This is a genomic window from Ideonella sp. FW305-24 (assembly GCF_058788035.1).
In genome coordinates this window covers 1-19,816 of sequence record NZ_JBYTAI010000009.1, presented here as the reverse complement: position 1 = coordinate 19,816, position 19,816 = coordinate 1, and the positions used below count along the sequence as shown (strand labels likewise).

17 protein-coding genes and 1 tRNA gene are annotated in these 19,816 nt (G+C 65.6%); 13 read left to right on the top strand and 5 right to left on the bottom strand.

All coding sequences use genetic code 11. From position 1 onward, the window contains the following. Positions 1-117 precede the first annotated feature (117 nt). From cysS to AC3WR5_RS22235, 8 genes are all read left to right on the top strand, one after another. Entirely contained in the window at positions 118-1,494 is a 1,377-nt protein-coding gene (gene cysS / locus AC3WR5_RS22270; RefSeq protein ID WP_492487487.1) for a cysteine--tRNA ligase, read from the top strand. A 1-nt stretch (position 1,495) separates the two neighbouring features. After that, positions 1,496-2,149, top strand: a complete 654-nt coding sequence (locus tag AC3WR5_RS22265) for a DNA-3-methyladenine glycosylase family protein (RefSeq protein ID WP_492487241.1) — start codon at positions 1,496-1,498, stop codon at positions 2,147-2,149. Between the two features lie 61 nt (positions 2,150-2,210). Next, entirely contained in the window at positions 2,211-3,182 is a 972-nt protein-coding gene (locus AC3WR5_RS22260) for an acetyl-CoA carboxylase carboxyltransferase subunit alpha (RefSeq protein WP_141284469.1), read from the top strand. 74 nt (positions 3,183-3,256) lie between these two features. Continuing rightward, positions 3,257-4,555 carry a tRNA lysidine(34) synthetase TilS gene (tilS, locus tag AC3WR5_RS22255; protein ID WP_492487239.1) on the top strand — a complete coding sequence of 433 codons (1,299 nt, stop codon included), beginning with the start codon at positions 3,257-3,259 and terminating at the stop codon, positions 4,553-4,555. Positions 4,556-4,727: 172 nt separating this feature from the next. Continuing rightward, complete coding sequence (locus tag AC3WR5_RS22250; protein ID WP_492487237.1) at positions 4,728-6,017, top strand: aspartate kinase; 1,290 nt, start codon at positions 4,728-4,730, stop codon at positions 6,015-6,017. Between the two features lie 122 nt (positions 6,018-6,139). Then, positions 6,140-6,232 (top strand) — tRNA-Ser (locus tag AC3WR5_RS22245). Positions 6,233-6,435: 203 nt separating this feature from the next. After that, the gene (locus AC3WR5_RS22240) at positions 6,436-6,987 is read left to right on the top strand and encodes a glutathione peroxidase (RefSeq protein WP_492487235.1); all 552 of its coding nucleotides are present in this window, start codon (positions 6,436-6,438) and stop codon (positions 6,985-6,987) included. A 48-nt stretch (positions 6,988-7,035) separates the two neighbouring features. Continuing rightward, positions 7,036-7,698 carry an alpha/beta hydrolase gene (locus AC3WR5_RS22235; protein WP_492487232.1) on the top strand — a complete coding sequence of 221 codons (663 nt, stop codon included), beginning with the start codon at positions 7,036-7,038 and terminating at the stop codon, positions 7,696-7,698. A 15-nt stretch (positions 7,699-7,713) separates the two neighbouring features. On the opposite strand, the gene AC3WR5_RS22230 is transcribed toward AC3WR5_RS22235, so the two are convergent. Then, a complete protein-coding gene (locus AC3WR5_RS22230; RefSeq protein WP_141284461.1) occupies positions 7,714-7,965 on the bottom strand; it encodes a DUF3606 domain-containing protein in 252 nt (83 codons plus the stop codon). A 302-nt stretch (positions 7,966-8,267) separates the two neighbouring features. On the opposite strand from AC3WR5_RS22230, the gene glgX reads away from it, so the two are divergent. Then, positions 8,268-10,460, top strand: a complete 2,193-nt coding sequence (glgX, locus tag AC3WR5_RS22225; RefSeq protein ID WP_492487230.1) for a glycogen debranching protein GlgX — start codon at positions 8,268-8,270, stop codon at positions 10,458-10,460. A 460-nt stretch (positions 10,461-10,920) separates the two neighbouring features. Further along, the gene (gene acnA, locus AC3WR5_RS22220; RefSeq protein ID WP_492487228.1) at positions 10,921-13,662 is read left to right on the top strand and encodes an aconitate hydratase AcnA; all 2,742 of its coding nucleotides are present in this window, start codon (positions 10,921-10,923) and stop codon (positions 13,660-13,662) included. A 48-nt stretch (positions 13,663-13,710) separates the two neighbouring features. Here the strand turns inward: acnA and AC3WR5_RS22215 are convergent, their stop codons facing one another. From AC3WR5_RS22215 to AC3WR5_RS22200, 4 genes are all read right to left on the bottom strand, one after another. Next, positions 13,711-14,628 carry a pirin family protein gene (locus tag AC3WR5_RS22215; protein ID WP_492487226.1) on the bottom strand — a complete coding sequence of 306 codons (918 nt, stop codon included), beginning with the start codon at positions 14,626-14,628 and terminating at the stop codon, positions 13,711-13,713. 67 nt (positions 14,629-14,695) lie between these two features. After that, entirely contained in the window at positions 14,696-15,202 is a 507-nt protein-coding gene (locus AC3WR5_RS22210) for an LEA/WHy family protein (protein WP_492487225.1), read from the bottom strand. A 73-nt stretch (positions 15,203-15,275) separates the two neighbouring features. Then, a complete protein-coding gene (locus tag AC3WR5_RS22205; protein ID WP_492487224.1) occupies positions 15,276-16,244 on the bottom strand; it encodes a DedA family protein/thiosulfate sulfurtransferase GlpE in 969 nt (322 codons plus the stop codon). A 62-nt stretch (positions 16,245-16,306) separates the two neighbouring features. Next, positions 16,307-17,227 (bottom strand): LysR family transcriptional regulator, encoded by a 921-nt coding sequence (locus AC3WR5_RS22200; protein ID WP_492487223.1) that lies wholly within the window; start codon positions 17,225-17,227, stop codon positions 16,307-16,309. Positions 17,228-17,338: 111 nt separating this feature from the next. Between AC3WR5_RS22200 and AC3WR5_RS22195 the strand changes: the two genes are divergently transcribed. The 3 genes from AC3WR5_RS22195 to AC3WR5_RS22185 form a co-directional block, all read left to right on the top strand. Beyond that, complete coding sequence (locus tag AC3WR5_RS22195; protein WP_492487221.1) at positions 17,339-18,088, top strand: SDR family oxidoreductase; 750 nt, start codon at positions 17,339-17,341, stop codon at positions 18,086-18,088. A 142-nt stretch (positions 18,089-18,230) separates the two neighbouring features. Continuing rightward, on the top strand, positions 18,231-18,998 hold the full coding sequence (locus AC3WR5_RS22190; RefSeq protein ID WP_492487219.1) for an arylamine N-acetyltransferase family protein: 768 nt from the start codon (positions 18,231-18,233) through the stop codon (positions 18,996-18,998). Between the two features lie 517 nt (positions 18,999-19,515). Then, on the top strand, positions 19,516-19,816 hold a 301-nt coding region (locus AC3WR5_RS22185), incomplete at its 3' end, for a hypothetical protein (RefSeq protein WP_492487217.1).

The window sequence follows — 19,816 nt, the reverse complement described above, 5'->3', positions numbered from 1 at the left end:
AGCGCCGTTCGTGGAGTGCCGTTTGTCCTCGCGGCCGGCGTGGTCCGCTCGCGGCGATGACCTTGCCCGGGCCTCGCGGCCGAACCTGCTCACGAAGCCTTGCCTTTTTCTTCGTCGATGACGCTGCGCATCTATAACACCCTGACCCGCCGGGTCGAAGACTTCTCCCCCATCGAGCCAGGCCATGTGCGCATGTACGTGTGCGGCATGACGATCTACGACCTGTGCCATGTTGGCCATGCGCGGATGATGATGGCTTTCGACGTGGTCTACCGCTGGCTGATTGCCCGCGGCTACCGCGTCACCTACGTGCGCAACATCACCGACATCGAAGACAAGATCATCAAGCGGGCGGTGGAGCGCGACATCAGCATCCGCCAGCTGACCGACGAGATGATTGCCGCGATGCGGGCCGACATCGGTGCCATTGGCGTCGCCTCGCCTACGCACGAGCCGCGCGCCACCGATCATGTGCGAGGCATGGTCGACATGATCGGTACGCTGGAGCAAAAGGGCCTGGCCTACCGCGCCAGCACCGGCGACGTGAACTACTCGGTGCGCAAGTTCCCCGGCTACGGCAAGCTCAGCGGCAAGTCGCTGGACGACCTGCGTGCCGGCGAGCGCGTGGCGGTGGACGACGGCAAGCAGGACCCGCTGGACTTCGTGCTGTGGAAATCCGCCAAGCCGGAAGAGCCGGCCGATGCCAAGTACGACTCGCCGTTCGGTCCCGGCCGGCCCGGCTGGCACATCGAGTGCTCCGCCATGAGCTGCGCGCTGCTTGGTGAGCGCTTCGACATTCACGGTGGCGGCATGGACCTGCAGTTCCCGCACCACGAAAACGAGATCGCGCAGAGCGAAGGCGCGCTGGGCCATCCGTTTGTCAATGTCTGGATGCACAACGGCTTCCTGAACGTCGACAACGTCAAGATGTCGAAGTCGCTCGGCAACTTCTTCACCATCCGCGATGTGCTGAAGCACTACGACGGCGAGACGCTGCGCTTCTTCATGCTGCGCACCCACTACCGCAGCCCGTTCAACTACAGCGACGCCCACCTGGACGACGCCCGCAGCGCGCTGCGCCGACTCTACACAGCACTGGCCAGTGTGGCCGACGTGCCTGAGGTGGCGATGGACCTGGCCAATCCATCCGTGCAGGCCTTTCATGCGGCGATGGACGACGACTTCAACACGCCGGGCGCGCTGGCGGTGCTGTTCGAGCTCGCGGCCGAGCTGAACCGCAACAAGTCGACCGAAGTCGCCGGCCAGCTGAAGGCGCTCGCCGCCACGCTGGGCATCCTGCAGCAATCGCCCGCCACCTTCCTGCAAGCCGGCAGCCTGCTGGACGACGCGACGATCCAGTTGCGCATCGAAGAACGCCAGACCGCCAAGCAGGCCAAGGACTTCGCCCGTGCCGACCAGATCCGCCAGGAACTGCTGGCCGCCGGCATCCTGCTGAAGGACTCGCCGCAAGGCACCACTTGGGTGAAGGCCTGACGTGCCGCATGCATCGAACCCGGGCGTGACGCCCGAGTACTGGGACGAAGCCTGCCGCCACCTGGCCAAGCGTGACCGCGTGATGAAGAAGCTTATCCCGCAGTTTGGCGAGGCCCGCCTTGAGAGCCGCGGAGATGCCTTCACCACGCTGGCGCGCTCCATCGTTGGCCAGCAGATCTCGGTCAAGGCCGCGCAGTCGGTGTGGGAAAAGTTCGCCGGTGCCGTGGGTGGCCCGTCTCATGCTTTGGTTCCCGCGGATGTGCTGTCGCTGGAAGTCCCGCAATTGCGGGCTGTCGGTCTGTCGGCGCGCAAGGCAGAATACCTGAGGGATTTGGCGCGCCATTTCGAAGAGGGCAGCGTGCATGTGCCGCTCTGGCGGCAGATGGACGACGAGGCCATCATCGAGGAATTGGTCGCCATTCGTGGCATTGGCCGCTGGACGGCCGAAATGTTCCTGATCTTTTACCTGATGCGACCCAATGTGCTGCCGCTGGACGACGAGGGCCTGATGAAAGGCATCAGTTCCTGCTATTTCAGCGGTGAGCCGGTTTCGCGAGCTGAAGCACGCGAACTGGGCGAGGGCTGGGCCCCCTACCGGTCGGTGGCGACCTGGTACCTGTGGCGAAGCCTGGATCCGCTGCCGGTCGACTACTGACCGCCACCGACACGCATCGTTCCCCCCGATCTCTTTTTCCCCGCTAAGAAGGAACCCGAGCATGAGCAAGCGACACTTTCTGGAGTTCGAGCAACCGATCGCCGAACTCGACGCCAAGATCGAAGAGCTGCGCTACGTTCAGAACGAATCCGCGGTGGACATCTCCGAGGAGATCGATCGGCTGGACAAGAAGAGCCTGCAGCTGACCAAGGACATCTACACCCAGCTGTCGCCCTGGCAGGTCACGCAGATCGCGCGTCACCCCCAGCGCCCTTACACGCTGGACTACGTCAACGAAATCTTCACCGACTTCCAGGAAATGCACGGCGACCGTGCATTCGCGGACGACCTGTCCATCGTCGGCGGCCTGGCCCGCTTCAACGGCCAGGCTTGCATGGTCGTGGGCCAGCAGAAGGGCCGCGACACCAAGGAGCGCGCCGCGCGCAACTTCGGCATGCCGCGCCCCGAGGGCTACCGCAAGGCGCTGCGGCTGATGAAGCTGGCCGAGAAGTTCGGGCTGCCGGTGTTCACCTTTGTCGACACCCCTGGTGCCTATCCCGGCATTGGCGCCGAGGAGCGTGGCCAGTCCGAAGCCATCGGCCGCAACATCTTCGAGATGGCGCAGTTGGAAGTGCCCATCATCACCACCATCATCGGCGAAGGCGGCTCCGGCGGCGCGCTGGCGATCAGCGTGGGCGACCAGGTCATGATGCTGCAGTTCTCGGTCTACTCGGTGATCTCGCCGGAAGGCTGCGCGTCCATCCTGTGGAAGACCTCCGAGCGCGCGTCTGACGCTGCCGAAGCGCTGGGCATCACTGCACACCGCTTGAAGGCCCTGGGCCTGGTCGACAAGATCATCAGCGAGCCGGTAGGCGGCGCCCACCGCGACCTCAAGCAAATGGCCTCGCAGCTCAAGCGCGGCCTGGTCGACTCGCTGCGTCAGGTGGCCGACCTGTCGACCGAAGCACTGCTGGAGCGCCGCTACCAGCGCCTGAAGTCCTACGGTCGCTTCACCGATACCACCGCGCGCTGAGCGCGCTGACGGAAAGGCTGGCCGGCATGGCGGCGCGGCCGCCGGGGCCGGCTTCAATTTCGACGCTGCCCGTGGTGGCGGTCGCCACCAGTGGCGGGCGCGACTCTACCGCCTTGCTGCACGCGACCTTGCGGCAGGCAGCCGGCAGCGGCCTGCAGGTGCTGGCCCTGCATGTGCATCATGGGCTGATGCCTCAGGCGGACGCATGGCTCGCCCATCTCGCGGCGCAATGCCGGCGCTGGCGCAGCCGCCATCCCCATCTTCGTTTTGACGCCGCCCGGCTGAGTGGCTCGCCTTCGCCCGGGCAAAGCATCGAAGCCTGGGCCCGGCGCGAGCGCTATGAGGCGCTGGCCCGCATGGCCAAGGCGCATGGCGCAGGCCTGGTACTGCTGGCCCATCACCAGCGCGACCAGGCAGAAACCGTGTTGCTGCAAGCCATGCGCGGGGCGGGGCCTGCTGGCCTGTCGGCCATGCCCGGCCTGATTGAGCGCGAAGGCATCGTCTGGGCTCGCCCGTGGCTGCAACAGCCGGCGCAGGCCATCGAAGACTATGTGCGGCGCCACCGGCTGCGGCACATCGAGGACAGCAGCAACCACGACACCCGCTTCGACCGCAATCGCTTGCGGCATCAGGTGTTGCCGGCGCTGAACCAGGCATTTCCGCAGGCCGAGCAGCAGCTGCAGCGCTTGGCCGAGCAAGCCCAGGCCGCCGCAGCGCTGATCCACGAGGTGGCTGCGCAAGACCTGGCGGCAATGGGCGCGAGCCAGGCCGGGCTGCCGATGCAGGCTTGGCTGTGTCTCTCACCGGCCCGCCGGCGATTTTCATTGCAGGCCTGGTTGCAGCATCGTCAGGCCGATGTGCCGGACAGCCTGGTGGCGCGCCTGCTGGCGGAACTGCCGCGCGCCAGGCAGGGCAGGTGGCCGCTGGGACCCGATTCGGAATTGAGGCTTTACCGCGGCATGCTGCAGCCGCTCAGCTTGCCGCTCAACAGGGTCGTCGAGGCCGCATCGCTGCGATTGCCCCAGGTGGTCGAGCCGGGCGAATGGCGTGCCCCGGCTTGGCAAGGCCGCCTCAGGCTCAGCGCCGCCAGCGAAGGCGGCGTTCCGCTCGCCTTGCTGGCCGGCGCATGCCTCGCGGCGCGAACCGGCGGCGAGCAATTCCAGCGGGCACCGCGCAGCACGCTGCGTGCACTGAAAAAACAGTTCCAGGCTGCGGCGGTGCCGGCCTGGGCGCGGCAGGCGCCGCTGCTGTACGGCGCGGGCGGTCAGCTTTTGTTCGTGCCGGGATTGGGTGTGGACGCCAGGGCGTTGGCTGCGCCGGGTGAGCCGCAGCTGCGGCCTGAATGGCTGGCTGAGCCGGCAGAGCCCGCGTAAACGACGGCGCGGCAAGCAAGGCTTCGCCATTTGCCAAGCAAGCCTCTGCCCGGGAATTCGACAGATGGCAACCGCTAGAATGTAGGGTTTCGCGTGGCCATGCCGGTCACCGCCCACCGCATGCGCAGCCAAGCCTTCGCGGCGGCTTGTTCAGCTACTTTGGCATCCTCACATGGCTTTGATCGTTCACAAGTACGGTGGCACATCAATGGGCTCGACGGAGCGCATTCGCAACGTCGCCAAACGCGTTGCCAAATGGGCCCGCGCCGGGCACCAGATGGTGGTCGTGCCCTCGGCCATGAGCGGCGAAACCAACCGCCTGCTGGGACTGGCCAAGGAGTTGTCGCCCGCCCAGCAAACGCCCGCCATGCTGCGCGAGCTGGACATGATTGCCTGCACCGGTGAACAGGTCTCGGTGGGCCTGCTGTCGCTGGCACTGCAAGCCGAAGGCATGGACGCGATCAGCTACAACGGCTGGCAGGTGCCGGTGAAGACCGATTCGTCCTACACCAAGGCCCGCATCCAGAGCATCGACGATGCACGCGTGCGTGCCGACCTGGCCGCCGGCAAGGTGGTCGTCATCACTGGCTTCCAGGGCATCGACGAAGACCAGAACGTCACGACGCTGGGCCGCGGCGGCTCTGACACTTCCGCCGTCGCCATCGCCGCCGCGCTGAAGGCGGCCGAATGCCTGATCTACACCGACGTCGATGGTGTCTACACCACCGACCCCCGTGTGGTGCCCGAAGCGCGCCGGCTGCACACCGTGAGCTTCGAGGAAATGCTGGAAATGGCGAGCCTGGGCTCCAAGGTGCTGCAGATCCGCTCGGTGGAATTCGCCGGCAAGTACCGCGTGCCGCTGCGCGTGCTGTCCAGCTTCACGCCCTGGGACATCAACATTGACGAAGAAGCCAAGTCGGGCACCCTGATCACTTTCGAGGAAGACGAAAAGATGGAACAAGCCGTTGTCTCGGGCATCGCCTTCAACCGCGATGAAGCCAAGGTCACCGTGATGGGCGTGCCTGACAAGCCTGGCATCGCGTACCAGATCCTCGGCGACGTCGCCGAGGCCAACATCGATGTGGACGTGATCATCCAGAACGTCTCGCACGACGGCAAGACCGACTTCTCGTTCACCGTGCACCGCAATGATTTCCAGCGCACGATGGACTTGTTGAAGAACAAGGTCGCACCGGCCACCGGTGCCGCCACCGTGCTGGGCGACCCGAAGATCTGCAAGGTCTCCATCGTCGGCATCGGCATGCGCAGCCACGTGGGCGTGGCCAGCAAGATGTTCCGCACGCTGAGCGAAGAGGGCATCAACATCCAGATGATCACGACCAGCGAAATCAAGACTTCCGTCGTGATCGACGAGAAGTACATGGAGCTGGCGGTGCGCGCGCTGCACAAGGCCTTCGATCTCGACGCAGACAATTCTCCGGTCGCCGAGAACATGAGCTGAACTGGTGCCCCCGAACCTGCCGCTCTGCGGCAGGCCCCCCGAGGGGGTAAAGAAAACTTGGGAGCGGCCCGGCGTTTTCTTTAGAAACCACTGTTTTTGTGGCTAGAATGCGAGCTTAGGTTGGAGACGTGACCGAGTGGCCGAAGGTGCTCCCCTGCTAAGGGAGTATGGGGCTTAAAACTCCATCAAGGGTTCGAATCCCTTCGTCTCCGCCAACCTACGAGAGTAAAAACGGGTCCTTCGGGACCCGTTTTTCATTTCCGCGTCGAGTTTCTTCGGCCGGCGCATTGAAGTACCTTTTCGAGTACCGCTCACGGTTTGCACCGGCTGCCGGCAGGGACGTTCAGTCCGCCGACAACACCACACGCTGCCTTCAGGCTAACCTGCGCCGCCCCACTTCAAGGACAGGACAAGCCCCATGAGCAGCAAGCTTCAAAGCATTCCCCTGCAACGCATCGACGGCACACCCACCACGCTGGGCGAATATGCCGGCCAGGTGCTGCTGATCGTCAACGTGGCTTCCCAATGCGGCCTCACGCCGCAGTACAAGGGGCTGGAAGCGCTGTTCGAGCAGCACAAGGCGCAGGGCCTGCAGGTACTGGGTTTCCCGTCCAACGATTTCGGCGCCCAGGAGCCGGGCACCGAAGCCGAGATCGCCGCCTTCTGCGACCTGAACTATGGCGTGAGCTTTCCGCTGTTCAGCAAGCTGCAGGTCAACAGCGCGCCGCGCCACCCGCTGTATGCCGCGCTCATCGAAGCACAGCCAACGGCCCAGCCCTCGGGCGACGACAAGCTGACGACCGCGCTGACCAAGTACAACATGCTGCCCAAGGCGCCGACCGATGTGCTGTGGAACTTCGAGAAGTTCCTGATCGGCCGCGACGGCCAGGTCCTGGCCCGCTTTGCACCGGACGTGGCGCCGGACCATCCGGCGCTGATCGCCGCGATCGACGCCGCACTGGCGGCCTGAGCCCAACGCTCCGCCGGGTTTCAGGCCGCTGCGCGCTATGCTGGCGCCATGGCGCTTGAAACCCTTGAAATGCAATCTGGCGACTTCCCCGTTGCCAGCATCATCGTGCTGCACGGCCTCGGTGCCGATGGCAACGACTTCGTCCCGATCGCGCAGGAACTCGACCTGTCCGCGGTCGGCCCGGTCCGCTTCGTGTTCCCGCATGCGCCGGTGATCCCTGTCACCTGGAACAACGGCATGCGCATGCGAGCCTGGTACGACATACGCGGCAGCGACCTGGTGCGGCGCGAAGACGAGGCCGGGCTGCGCGGCTCCCTGCTGTCGGTCCAGGCCTTGGTGGACCGCGAAGTCGAGCGCGGCATTCCTGCGAACCGCATCGTGCTGATGGGCTTTTCGCAAGGTTGCGCGATGAGCCTGCTGACCGGCCTGCGCGCGCCGCAGCGGCTGGCCGGCATCGTCGGCCTGTCGGGCTACCTGCCACTGTCGGAAACCACCGCCGCCGAGCGAAGCAGCGCCAATGCGGACGTGCCGCTGTTCCTTGCGCACGGCCGGTACGACCCGGTCGTGCCGCTCGCTCGCGGACAGGCGGCGCACGACACGCTGCAGTCGCTGGGCTACCCGGTCGAGTGGCACACCTACCCGATGGAACACTCGGTCTGCGGCCCGGAGATCGAAGACCTGAACCGCTGGCTGCTGAAAGTGCTGGCCTGAGCGGCCCACATCGCTTCAGCGTCGCCGATTGATCGGCGGGCCCAGCGTCAGCGTGGTGCCGGGTGGTGCCCAGCCCAGCGATGGGCTGTCGGCACAACCCAGGTATTGCTGCACGGCGTGCAGTGCCGTGCCGACCGCATCGACCGCCTGGCGCAGCTCAGGCACCGAAACGCCGAGACGGCTCGCCCAGTAGTCGGCTTGGGCCGGATCGTGCGCACTCAGGTGCACCGGGTTCTTCAGGTCTTGCTCGTAAAAGGCGACGGGCATTGCAGTCTCCTGTCCTGTCCCAACAAAGGGTGGCTTGTGTGGCGCCGAAACTGCTGGCGTGCAAAGTTTCAAAGCATTGCAGAAACGGCAATCGGCATGCCGGAAAACGCCGGACCCCGACTGCTTGGGCCGCTCTCTGCGCATGGCGGCAGCCCTCAGCGTAGCCGCACCCTGGCGCGCTGCAAGTAGGCGAAGACCGACAGCACTTTGCGCGTTTGCCCCGCGGCCATTGATCGCCGCCACCCTTAGCGTGTTTGCTGCATCACAGCATTTGCGGACACAGCTCAAAGGGAGGAGCGTTCATGGGTCTCGAAACACGCAGCGCGCAACAACGCGCGGCTCCACGTTTGCTGGGCGGCTCGCTGGCCGTCTGGCGCGGCCGGCCATCGCCCCTGGGCGCAAGCTGGGACGGCGCGGGTGTCAATTTCGCGCTCTACTCACAGCATGCCTCGCGGGTCGAGTTGTGCCTGTTCGATCCCAAGGGGCGGCGCGAGATTGGCAGGGTGGAACTCACCGAACGCACCGACCATGTCTGGCATGGCTACCTGCCGGCAGCGCGCCCAGGCCTGCTCTACGGCTACCGGGTGCACGGCAGCTATGCACCGGCCAGGGGCCACCGCTTCAACCCGAACAAGCTGCTGCTGGACCCGTATGCCAAGCGCATTGCCGGCGAACTCGCCTGGTCGGACGCACAGTTCGGCTACCGCCTGGGCAGCCGCCGCGAAGACATGGCCATGGACACCCGCGACAGCGCCGGCGGCATGCCCAAGAGCATGGTCATCGACGATGCCTTCACCTGGGGCCATGACAAACCGCCACGCGTGCCGTGGAGCGACACGGTGATCTACGAGGCCCATGTGAAGGGCTTGACCATGCGCCATCCTGGCGTGCCGGAACAGCTGCGCGGCACCTACGCCGGACTGGCCTGCCCGGCGGTGGTCGAACACCTGAAGGCCCTGGGCGTGACCAGTTTGGAGCTGATGCCGGTGCACACCTTCGTCGACGACAGGCACCTGGTCGAGCGGGGCTTGCGCAACTACTGGGGCTACAACTCGATCGGCTTCTTCGCGCCAGACTCGCGCTACAGCGCCAGCGGCGAAATCGGCGAGTTCAAGTCGATGGTGCGCACGCTGCACGATGCAGGCATCGAGGTCATCCTGGACGTGGTCTTCAACCACACCGCCGAAGGCAACCACCAGGGCCCGATGTTCAGCTTCAAGGGCATCGACAACGCCAGCTACTACCGGCTGATGCAGGGCGACGAGCGGCACTACATGGACACCACTGGCTGCGGCAATACGCTGGACAGTGGCAGCACCGCCGCGCTGCGCCTCATCATGGACAGCCTGCGCTACTGGATCACCGAGATGCACGTGGACGGCTTCCGCTTCGACCTGGCCAGCGCGCTGGGTCGTGAACCGCATGGCTTCGACACCCGCAGCAGCTTCTTCGCCGTCATCCGCCAGGACCCGGTGATCTCTGGCGTGAAGCTCATTGCCGAGCCCTGGGACGTGGGCGACGGGGGCTACCAGGTCGGCGGTTTCCCCACTGGCTGGACCGAATGGAACGGCAAGTACCGCGACGTGATCCGCGCATACTGGAAAGGCGAGGGCGGTGTGATTGGTGAGCTGGCCTACCGGCTCAGCGGCTCCAGCGACCTGTATGCCGCCGGCGGCCGTGGCCCCAGCGCCAGCGTCAACTTCGTGACCGCACACGACGGCTTCACACTGCACGACCTGGTCAGCTACAACGACAAGCACAACGAGGCCAACGGCGAGGACAACCGCGACGGCGACTCCAACAACCACAGCTGGAACTGCGGCGCCGAGGGCCCGACCGACGACCCTGCCGTGCTGCAGCTGCGCGAGCAGCAGAAGCGCAACCTGCTGGCCACGCTGTTCTTTTCGCAAGGCGTGCCCATGCTGTGCGCAGGCGACGAAATGGGCCGCACCCAGCATGGCAACAACAACGCCTACTGCCAGGACAACGAAGTCTCCTGGCTGGACTGGGAACTGGACGGCCCAGGAGAGGCCCTGCTGGCCTTCACCCAACGTCTGGCGGCATTGCGCAGCGCGCATCCGTTGTTTCGCCGACGCACTTTCTTCCGCGGCATCGAGCTGGAGGAAGACGGGGCCAAGGACATGCAGTGGCTGCGGCCGGACGGGCTGGAAATGACCCACGCACAATGGGCCGAATCGCATGCACGTTGCCTGGGCGTGCGCCTCTCCGGCCGCGGGTTGGCAGAATCCGACGAAAAGGGCCGGCCCATCAACGACGACGACCTGGTGCTGCTGTTCAACGCCCACCACGAACGCATCGACTTTCAGCTGCCGCCATGCGACCCGCCCGGCTGGGAGGTGCTGATCGACACCTTCGAAGCAGATGGATTGCCCGCCGATGCGGTGCCGCGCAACGGCGGCGGCAGCTACCCGCTGCAGGGCCGCACCATGGTGCTGCTTCGCCACCAGGAGCGGGCGCAGGCCCTCAACGCCTGACCCACCTCGGCACGCCGGCCTACCTCCCCAACAAGCTCGCAGAGGCAGTCTCCTGCGGTTCGGCAATCACCGCTCCAGAACCTTGTCGGCAGCTGTCGGCCGGCATGAGCAGGAACTGGTTTGTGTTTCCTTGCTTCATGTCACGATCCGGTCATCGACTTCGCCGCACAATGGGCACCACTGAGACGACAAACCGACTGCAGCACTGGGCAGAGACCGGAACCCGTTACCGGCGTCGAAGTACCCGTTGCACCACCGAAATTGGTGTGAACGGAAGTCTGGGGTCACCTTTGGGTGGCCCTTTGCTTTTGTGGCGCCACATGCGTCACAGGCCAATGGGCACAGCCCGGCCTGTCTCTTTCGGGGTGGTACCAGGCCGGGCATGACGCAAGGCCGAGTTTCTCGGTAAGCTAGGCCGTTGAACGGATGGCTGCCGCTGTCCGCAGCCCGGAGAGAGCCCATGCCTGTAGAGACCGCGCACCCGTTTGCCGAGACCCTGGACGAGTTTGAAACCGCATCGGGCCGCAAAGGCCTGTTCTATTCGCTGCCGAAACTGACCGAAAAGTTTCCCGGCGTGAAGCGCCTGCCGGTGTCGCTGCGCATCGTGCTCGAAGCGGTGCTGCGCCACTGCGACAACAAGCGTGTCGCCCCTGAGCATGTGAAGCAGTTGGCCACCTGGCAGCCGCATGCGCCGCGCAATGAAGAGATCCCGTTTGTCGTCGCCCGCGTGGTGCTGCAGGACTTCACCGGCGTGCCGCTGCTGGCCGACCTGGGCGCGATGCGCAACGCCGCGGCCAAGCTCGGCCGCGACCCGAAGCTGATCGAGCCGCTGGTGCCGGTGGACCTGGTGGTCGATCACTCGGTGATGATCGACTACTTCGGCAGCAAGAAATCGCTGGACCTGAACATGCAGCTGGAGTTCCAGCGCAACCGCGAACGCTACGAGTTCATGAAGTGGGGCATGCAGGCCTTCGACACCTTCGGCGTCGTGCCGCCTGGCTTTGGCATCGTGCATCAGGTGAACCTGGAATACCTGGCGCGCGGCGTGCACAAGACCGGCAAGAAGGGCGCGCAGGTCTACTACCCCGACACCCTGGTCGGTACCGACAGCCACACCACGATGATCAACGGCATCGGCGTGGTCGGCTGGGGCGTGGGCGGCATCGAGGCCGAGGCCGGCATGCTGGGCCAGCCGGTGTATTTCCTGACGCCGGACGTGGTCGGCTTCGAGCTCAGCGGCGAGTTGCGCGAAGGCGTGACGGCCACCGACCTGGTACTGACCATCACCGAGATCCTGCGCAAGCAGAAGGTGGTCGGCAAGTTCGTCGAGTTTTTCGGTGAAGGCACGGCCAGCCTCAGCGTGCCGGACCGCGCCACCATCGGCAACATGGCGCCCGAATACGGCGCCACCATGGGCTTCTTCCCGGTCGACGAGCGCACGCTGGACTACTTCCGCGGTACCGGCCGCAAGAAGAGCGAGATCGAGGCATTGGAGGCCTACTTCAAGGCGCAGGAGCTGTTCGGCGTTTCGCGCGCAGGCGACATCGACTACTCGGCCGTCGTGAAGCTCGACCTCGGCAGCGTCGTGCCATCGCTGGCCGGCCCGAAGCGGCCACAGGACCGCATCGAGATCACGAACCTCTCGAGCAAGTTCACCGAGCTGTTCAGCGACCCGAACCCTGCGGTGGGTTTCAACCAGCCGGCGGAGAAGCTGGCCAAGGCCTTCACCACTTCGGACGAACAGCTGCAGATCCACAACGGCGACGTGCTGATCGCCGCCATCACCTCCTGCACCAACACCTCCAACCCCAGCGTGATGCTGGCGGCAGGCCTGCTGGCCAAGAAGGCGGTGGAGGCCGGGTTGAAGGTGGCGCCGCACATCAAGACCTCGCTGGCACCCGGCTCGCGCATCGTCACCGAATACCTCACCCGCGCCGGCCTGCTGCCCTACCTGGAAAAGCTGGGCTTCAACCTGGCTGCCTACGGCTGCACCACCTGCATCGGCAACGCCGGCGACCTCACGCCGCAGCTCAACGAGGTCATCATGACCAACGAGCTGGTGTGCGCGGCCGTGCTCTCGGGCAACCGCAACTTCGAAGCCCGCATCCACCCCAACATCAAGGCCAACTTCCTGGCCTCGCCGCCGCTGGTCGTCGCCTACGCGATTGCCGGCAACGTCACGGTGGACCTGATGACCCAGCCGCTGGGCATGGGCAAGAAGGGCAGGCCGGTGTACCTGGGCGACGTGTGGCCCAGCAGCAGCGAAGTGCAGGCGCTGATGAATTACGCGATGGACCCTTCGGCCTTCCGCGACAACTATGCGCAGATCGCCGACAAGCCAGGCAAGCTTTGGGAGCGCATCCAGGGCGTCTCGGGCCAGGTCTACCAGTGGCCCGAGAGCAGCTACATCGCGCAGCCGCCGTTCTTCGAGCATTTCGAGCCCAAGCCGGCGTTCACCGCGGCCGGCGTGCAAGGCGCGAAGATCATGGCCTTGTTCGGCGACTCGATCACCACCGACCACATCTCGCCGGCAGGCTCGATCAAGCCCTCGTCACCGGCGGGCCAGTATCTGCAGGGCCGCGGCATCCAGCCGGTGGACTTCAACAGCTACGGCTCGCGCCGCGGCCACCATGAAGTGATGATGCGCGGCACCTTCGCCAACGTGCGCATCAAGAACCTGATGATCCCGGCCAAGCCGGACGGCAGTCGCGAAGAGGGTGGCTGGACGCTGCTGCAGCTACCAGGCGCAGCGCAAGGCTCGAAGGTCTTCATCTACGATGCCGCGATGCAGTACATCGCCGCGAAGGTGCCCACAGTGATCTTCGCTGGCGAGGAATACGGCACCGGCTCCAGCCGCGACTGGGCGGCCAAGGGCACGCAGTTGCTGGGCATCAAGGCCGTGATCGCGCGCAGCTTCGAGCGCATCCACCGCTCCAACCTGGTCGGCATGGGTGTGCTGCCGCTGCAGTTCAAGGGCACCGACAGCTGGGGCAACCTGGGCCTGGTCGGCGACGAGACCATTGACATCGTGATCGACGGTGAACTCTCGCCGCAGCGCGACGTGATCCTGCGCATCACCAAGGCCGACGGCAGCGTCGAGGACCTGCTGCTGACGCTGCGCATCGACACACCGATCGAGGTCGATTACTACCGCCACGGCGGCATCCTGCCCTACGTGCTGCGCCAGCTCATCAAGGCCTGAGGCCAAACGACCGGCGCCTCATCGGCGTCGGTCGTCCCTGCATCACATTCAGGCTGGCAGCGGCCGGTTCGTCGGCAGCACCAGGCGGCCTTCGTCGTCGCCCGGCACATGGCCAATGCCGCCAGCGGCCCATACCTCGCCCGCCTTGACGATGCGCTCGCGCTGAGTGGACACGAAGTTCCACCAGATCAGCCGGTGGCCGTCCAACGGCGCGCCGCCAATCACCATGACGCGCTGCGCCTGGCCGGTCGTGCCGGCCAGCGTCGCCGTCTGGCTGGCGGGCAAAACGGCCAGCGTGCGCGGTTCGACGACTTGGCCATCCAGCAACAGCGGCTCGGAGACCGGGTAGACGGCCATTTCCTCGGCCAGCGCAGGCAGTGTGAAGGTCTCTCCCGGCACAAGTTGCAGGTCCAGGTACAGCGTTTCGCTGAAGGTCTGCACGGGTGACTTGAAGCCCAGCGCCTCACCGATCAACACGCGCAGCTTGTGCCCGCCGGGCAGCGTGTGCTCTGGCAGTTCTGAAGCCGCGGTGTGCGAAAACGCCGGCTCGCTTTCTTCATGCGCCGCCGGCAGCGCGGCCCACAACTGCAGGCCGTGGTTCATGTAGGTCGCCTGCGCCAGGTCTTCGGGTCGGCGCTCGGAATGCACGATGCCGCGGCCGGCGCTCATCCAGTTGATCGCGCCCGGCTCGATGCGCTGCACCGAGCCAATGCTGTCGCGATGCATCATCGCCCCCTCGAACAGGTAGGTCACCGTGGCCAGGCCGATGTGCGGATGCGGCCCCACGTCATGCCGGCTCTCGGGCACCACCTGCACCGGACCGAAGTGGTCAAAAAACAGGAACGGGCCGACGGCTTGGCGCTTGGCCGAAGGCAGCAGGCGGCTGACGGTGAAACCGCCACCCAGGTCCTTGGTGTGGCCGGTGAGCAGCAGGGGGGTGTCTTGGGGCGAGGCAGGGCTTTGCATCGCGCGATTCTGCTGCGCCGCGGCCCGAAACACCATCTCCCGGAAGGGGCAGGACAGCTTTGCGGGCCTACAGCCGCGGAATGGCCAGCACGCCCGCCTGGTGGAACTCCACCGTGCCGAACAGACCACCGCCGATCTTGCCCTTGATCAGGTACGGCACTTCCTTCTGGCCGCCCTTGTCGCGGACGAGTTCGCTGGCCTGGCGCAGCAGCGCCACGGTGGAGACTGTGAGCGGCAGTGTGACGACGGTTTCACCAAAGCGCGGCAGCGTACCCTTGTCGTTGCTCACGCCACTGGCCAGCGGCTTGCCGTTCAGTTCCATGTCCACGGCCAGGCCGTCGTAGTCCAGCGAGATGTCGTTCGGGTTCTGCACCCGCAGCTTCACCACGAAGCGCGCTTCCAACCCATGCACGCCCAGGCTCTCTACGCTGGCCACCGTCACCTTGATCTTCTCCAGCTTGCCCATGCCGGCGCAGCCGCTCAGCAGTGTTGCCGCGGCCAGTGCCGAGGCGGCGAAACCGGCGAGGAGACTGCGGCGGGAGCAGGGCGACGAGAGGGGAAGCATCGACTGCATGGCGGACCTTGGTGCGGAACAAACGATGCTAACGCGCGCGGGCTCGTCGGCGTTCACCTGAGCCTGGTTGTCTTCAGGACGGTGCCATCACCATGGCCTGATCCCCATCGTCATGTGCGGCCAGGTCTGCACCGGCGGCTTCCCAGGCGTTGATGCCGCCGATCAGCGGCCGGGCGCGGGTGTGGCCATGGCTGCTCAGCGTGCGTGCGCCGAGCGCGGCGGACACGTCGTTCGGGCAGTTGCAATACAGCACGATGTCGCGGTCGCGCGGCAGGCGCGGTGCGTGTTCGGCCAGGTCCGGCAGCGCAATGCGCATGGCACCCGGGATGCGTCGGCGGTCTGCCGCCTGGCTGCCGGCCGAGCGCACGTCCACGATCAGCGGTGGCTGCTCCTGCGCCATCAGTTCCAGCAACTCTTCGACGCTGATGCGCGGCATGTCCAGGTTCAGCAGGAAGCGGCGGCGGCGCCAGTAGCGCAGCGCCACCGCGGCGGCCAGCAGCACAGCCAGCAAGCCCAGCGCGTACATGCCGGTGTTGGCCAGCACACCGAGGATCTGCTCGATCTGGCTGCTGAAGACCCGACCAATGCCGAAGAACAGCCCCGTCCACAACAGCCCGGCCAGCGCGTCGTAAGCCAGGAAGCGGCGCCAGGACATGTGCAGCGCGCCAGCCATGGGTGCGGCCACCACCGAGATGCCCGGCACGAATTTGGCGGCCACCAGCGAAGCGCCGCCCCAACGCGTGATCAGCGATTCGCTCTGGCGCACGCAGGAGTCAGGCGACAGCGAAATGCGGCACAGCAGCCGCATCACGCGGTGGCCAAAACGCTGGCCGCCCCAGAACCACAGCGCGTCGCCCGCCAGGTTGGCCAGCAGCGAGGCCATCACCGTGCCGCTGCTGGAGAGGAGCCCGCCCGCCGACAGGCCGCCCGCCACCACCAGCAGAGGCGCCGCCGGAAAAGGCGCACCGGCACGCGCGGCCAGCGTGACCAGGAACACCAGCAACACGCCGTGTTGCAACAGCAGGGCGATCAGGTCTTTCACGGGGGGACTCACACAGGAACAGCGGGGAAGGGAAGCGACAGCCTCGATTGGAACAGCAAGCCTCAAGCCGCAGCGGCATCAAGGCCATCGACCAGGCGCTGCGCCAGCCGCGGTTCGCGCAGCTTTTCCAGCCACCAGTTCAGCGCCCGGCCCTGCGCCTCGCCGCGCCAGCCAAGGTACAGCAGGTTCGGGTCACGCGGCTGCGCCACCTGCTTCTCAACGAGCAAGCCCCGCGCCAGCAAGGAAGCCACGCGTTGCCGAGGCAGCCAGCCCACGCCCAGACTTTCGCACTGCGCGCGGATCTTGGCCCGCATCGACGGTACCGCCAGCGTTGGCTGGCCGCCCAGCACGCCATAGCTGCGGCCGACCGACTGGCGCGAGCTGTCGCCGACGACGACTGAGCGGTGTGCCGCCACCGCCGCCGGGTCCAGCGGCTCTGCTGCCTGAGCCAGCGCATGGCGCGGCGAGACTGCGAACACCCAGGCCATGCTGCCCAGCTCCGCCCATTGCAGGCCGGCAATGACGGGTGGCTCATTGGTCGCGCCAATCACCAGGTCGGCCCGGCCCTCGCGCAGCGCCTCCCAGGTGCCGCCCAGCACCTCGTGCGTGATGCGCAGCGACACACCCGAAGCCAGCGCGTCGAAATCGCGGATGACCGGAAGCAGCGTTTCGAATTCCAGCAGCTCGTCGGTGACGATCCAAAGCCGATCTTCCCAGCCGCCGGCCACCTGCTTGACGCGACGTGTCAGCCTGGAAACGTCTTCTCGGATGCGCCCGGCCTCCTGGACCAGCAGCTGGCCGGCCTGCGTGAGCTGCAGCCGGTAGCGGCGCCGGTCGAACAGCAGCGCGTCGAAGCGGTTTTCCAGCTGCCGGGCCGCGTGCGAGAGGGTCGACGGTGCCTTGCCCAGCTTGGCGGCGGCGCGCGTCAGGCTGCCGGTGGCCTTGATGGCTTCCAGCAGCGCCAGTTCGTCCTCCGACAACATGTGCAACTCCGTCGAACGTTTGCGTCGAAGCGATGGTACGGCAGCGGCCCCTGAAAAACAGACCATGACGGCACGGCATCCCGCCGCGCAAACCCCAACAGGAGCTTCACCATGACCCGTTTCACCAACAGCACCGTCCTCGTCACCGGCGGCACCAGCGGCATCGGCCTGGCCACCGCCCAGGCATTTGCCAACGAAGGCGCCCGCGTCATCGTCACCGGCCGAGACCAGGCGCTGATCGACCAGGCCCTTGCGCAACTCGGCGCGACCGCCCAAGGCCTGCGCAGCGATGCTGCCGACCTTGCGGACGCGAAGGCGCTGGCGCGCACCTTGGCCGAACAACATGTTCGACTGGATGCCATCTTCATCAATGCCGGCACCGCCCAGTTCGCCAGCCTGGCAGACGCTGACGAAGGCCTCTGGGACCGCATCTTCAACGCCAACGTGAAGGGCGCCTTCTTCCAGATCCAGGCCCTGGTGCCGCTGCTGAACCCGGGCGCGTCCATCGTGCTGAACGGTTCGATCAACGCCCACATCGGCATGCCGAACTCGTCGATCTATGCCGCCAGCAAGGCCGCGCTGATCTCATTGGCCAAGACGCTGTCAGCCGAACTGCTGCCGCTTGGCGTGCGGGTCAACGTGGTCAGCCCTGGCCCGGTGAGCACGCCGCTGTACGGCAAGCTGGGCATGGACGCCGCCACGCTGGACACCGTTGCCGCGCAAATCCAGGGCCAGGTGCCGCTGGGCCGCTTCGGCCTGCCAGCCGAGATTGCCTCGACCGTGCTGCACCTGGCGGCCAAGGAATCGGCCTTCATCGTCGGCACCGAAATCATCGTGGACGGCGGCATGAGCCAGCTTTGAGCGCTCTACGGTTTTCAACACCCTAGAACGACTGTTGCGGCTAGTCTGCAAACCGGCAGGCATTCACCCTGGCGCGGCAGGCCGCGCCTTATGATTTTTTCCGAGGCTGGCGCTTGCCGGCCTGCTCAAGGAAACAGGGTGAATGAACAAAGAGAAGTACTTGGCGCGGTTCGGTTACACCGGTCCGCTTGAGTTGAACCTGGACACGCTTGCCGGCCTGCAGCTCGCCCATCTGTTGGCCGTGCCTTTCGAGAACCTGGACATCCACGGCGGACCGCCGCTGCACCTGGACCCGGAAGGCCAGTACAACAAGATTGTCGAGCGCCGGCGCGGCGGCATCTGCTACGAGCTGAACGGCTTGTTCGGCTGGCTGCTGCAGGCACTGGGCTTCGAGGTGGTGTTCCTGTCTGCCCAGGTGCATGGCGCAGACGGCAAACCCGGGCCGGCTTTCGACCACATGGCGCTGCAGGTGACGCTGGACGGTTCGCGCTACCTGGTTGATGTCGGCTTTGGCGACTCGTACATGCAGCCGCTGCGCATTGGCAGCACCGACACGCACCGGCAGGGCAAGGACGTCTACCACCTACAGCCGGAGGGCGAAAACCTGCTGCTGATGCGCGCCACCGATTCGAGCGAAGTCGCAGCGCCCAAGCCCAGGCCGGTGTTCCTGCTGTCTTTGCAGCCGCAGCCACTGGCGGCCTTCGAAGCCATGTGCCGCTTCCACCAGAGCTCGCCCGCGTCGCACTTCAGCCGCAAGATCATCTGCTCCAAGGCCATTCCTGGTGGGCGCATCAGCCTGAGCGACCACATCCTGATCACCACCGAAGGCTCACGGCGCCGCACCCAGCGCCTGGCCACAGAGGCCGATCAAGCGCGTGCGTTGATTCAGTACTTTGGCGTGGTGCGCTGAGCAGGTCGCAAGGTCAGATGCCTTCCGCGGGTGGAAATTTTCCTCATGGGCCGCGCGACATCCGATGGATTGCAGGTTCTGCATAATTTGACATAATATACAGACTGTTACACGCTGAAGCCCCCTGCTTCGCAGCAGAAGCGTGCGCATCGCTGGGAAGCGAGGCGGATAAAAACGCCCCCAGGAAGAGGGTGCCTAGGGTGGCCGCCGCCTGGTTTAGAAACGGGTTTCGGCGCTGCATCTGTGACATCCAAAGCTCTGCCGGATTTGCCTCCAAGAGGCTCGCGAGGATCTCGATTTGATCTTCCGGCATCGAGCGTTTTCCGGACTTGCAACTCGATAACGCGCCTGGCGAAGTGCCCAGCCTCGCGGCGAGTTTGTTTTGACCCCCGCATAAATCAGACGCTCTGTCTATAAGGTCTTTCCAGTCCTGCATGGGATGCGCCTTTCTTCATCCAATTCGGTCTGTTCATAACTCTTGTGAACGTTCTCAAATGAGGTGAACCGAATTATGAGCGTGACGCAACAAGCCGCACCAGGCGGCCTTTCCACAGGCCAGGCCTTGATAGCCGGCAAGGCAGTTTCCCAACGAAGCATCAGCACCCAGCAGGGCCGGCGCTGGCTGACAGTGGTCGCACTGCCGCAGGTGGACGAGTTCACGCCAGGCGGCGTGATCGAACTCCGCAGCGAGAACAAGCTGGCCGGCGCGGCCGGCGAGATCGTGCGGGCCAAGGTCCAGATCACCGGCTATCGCCGCTCGTTCGACGTCACCGACAAGGAAACCGGCGAGCGCAGCCGCGTGAACTCGGCCCAGATCA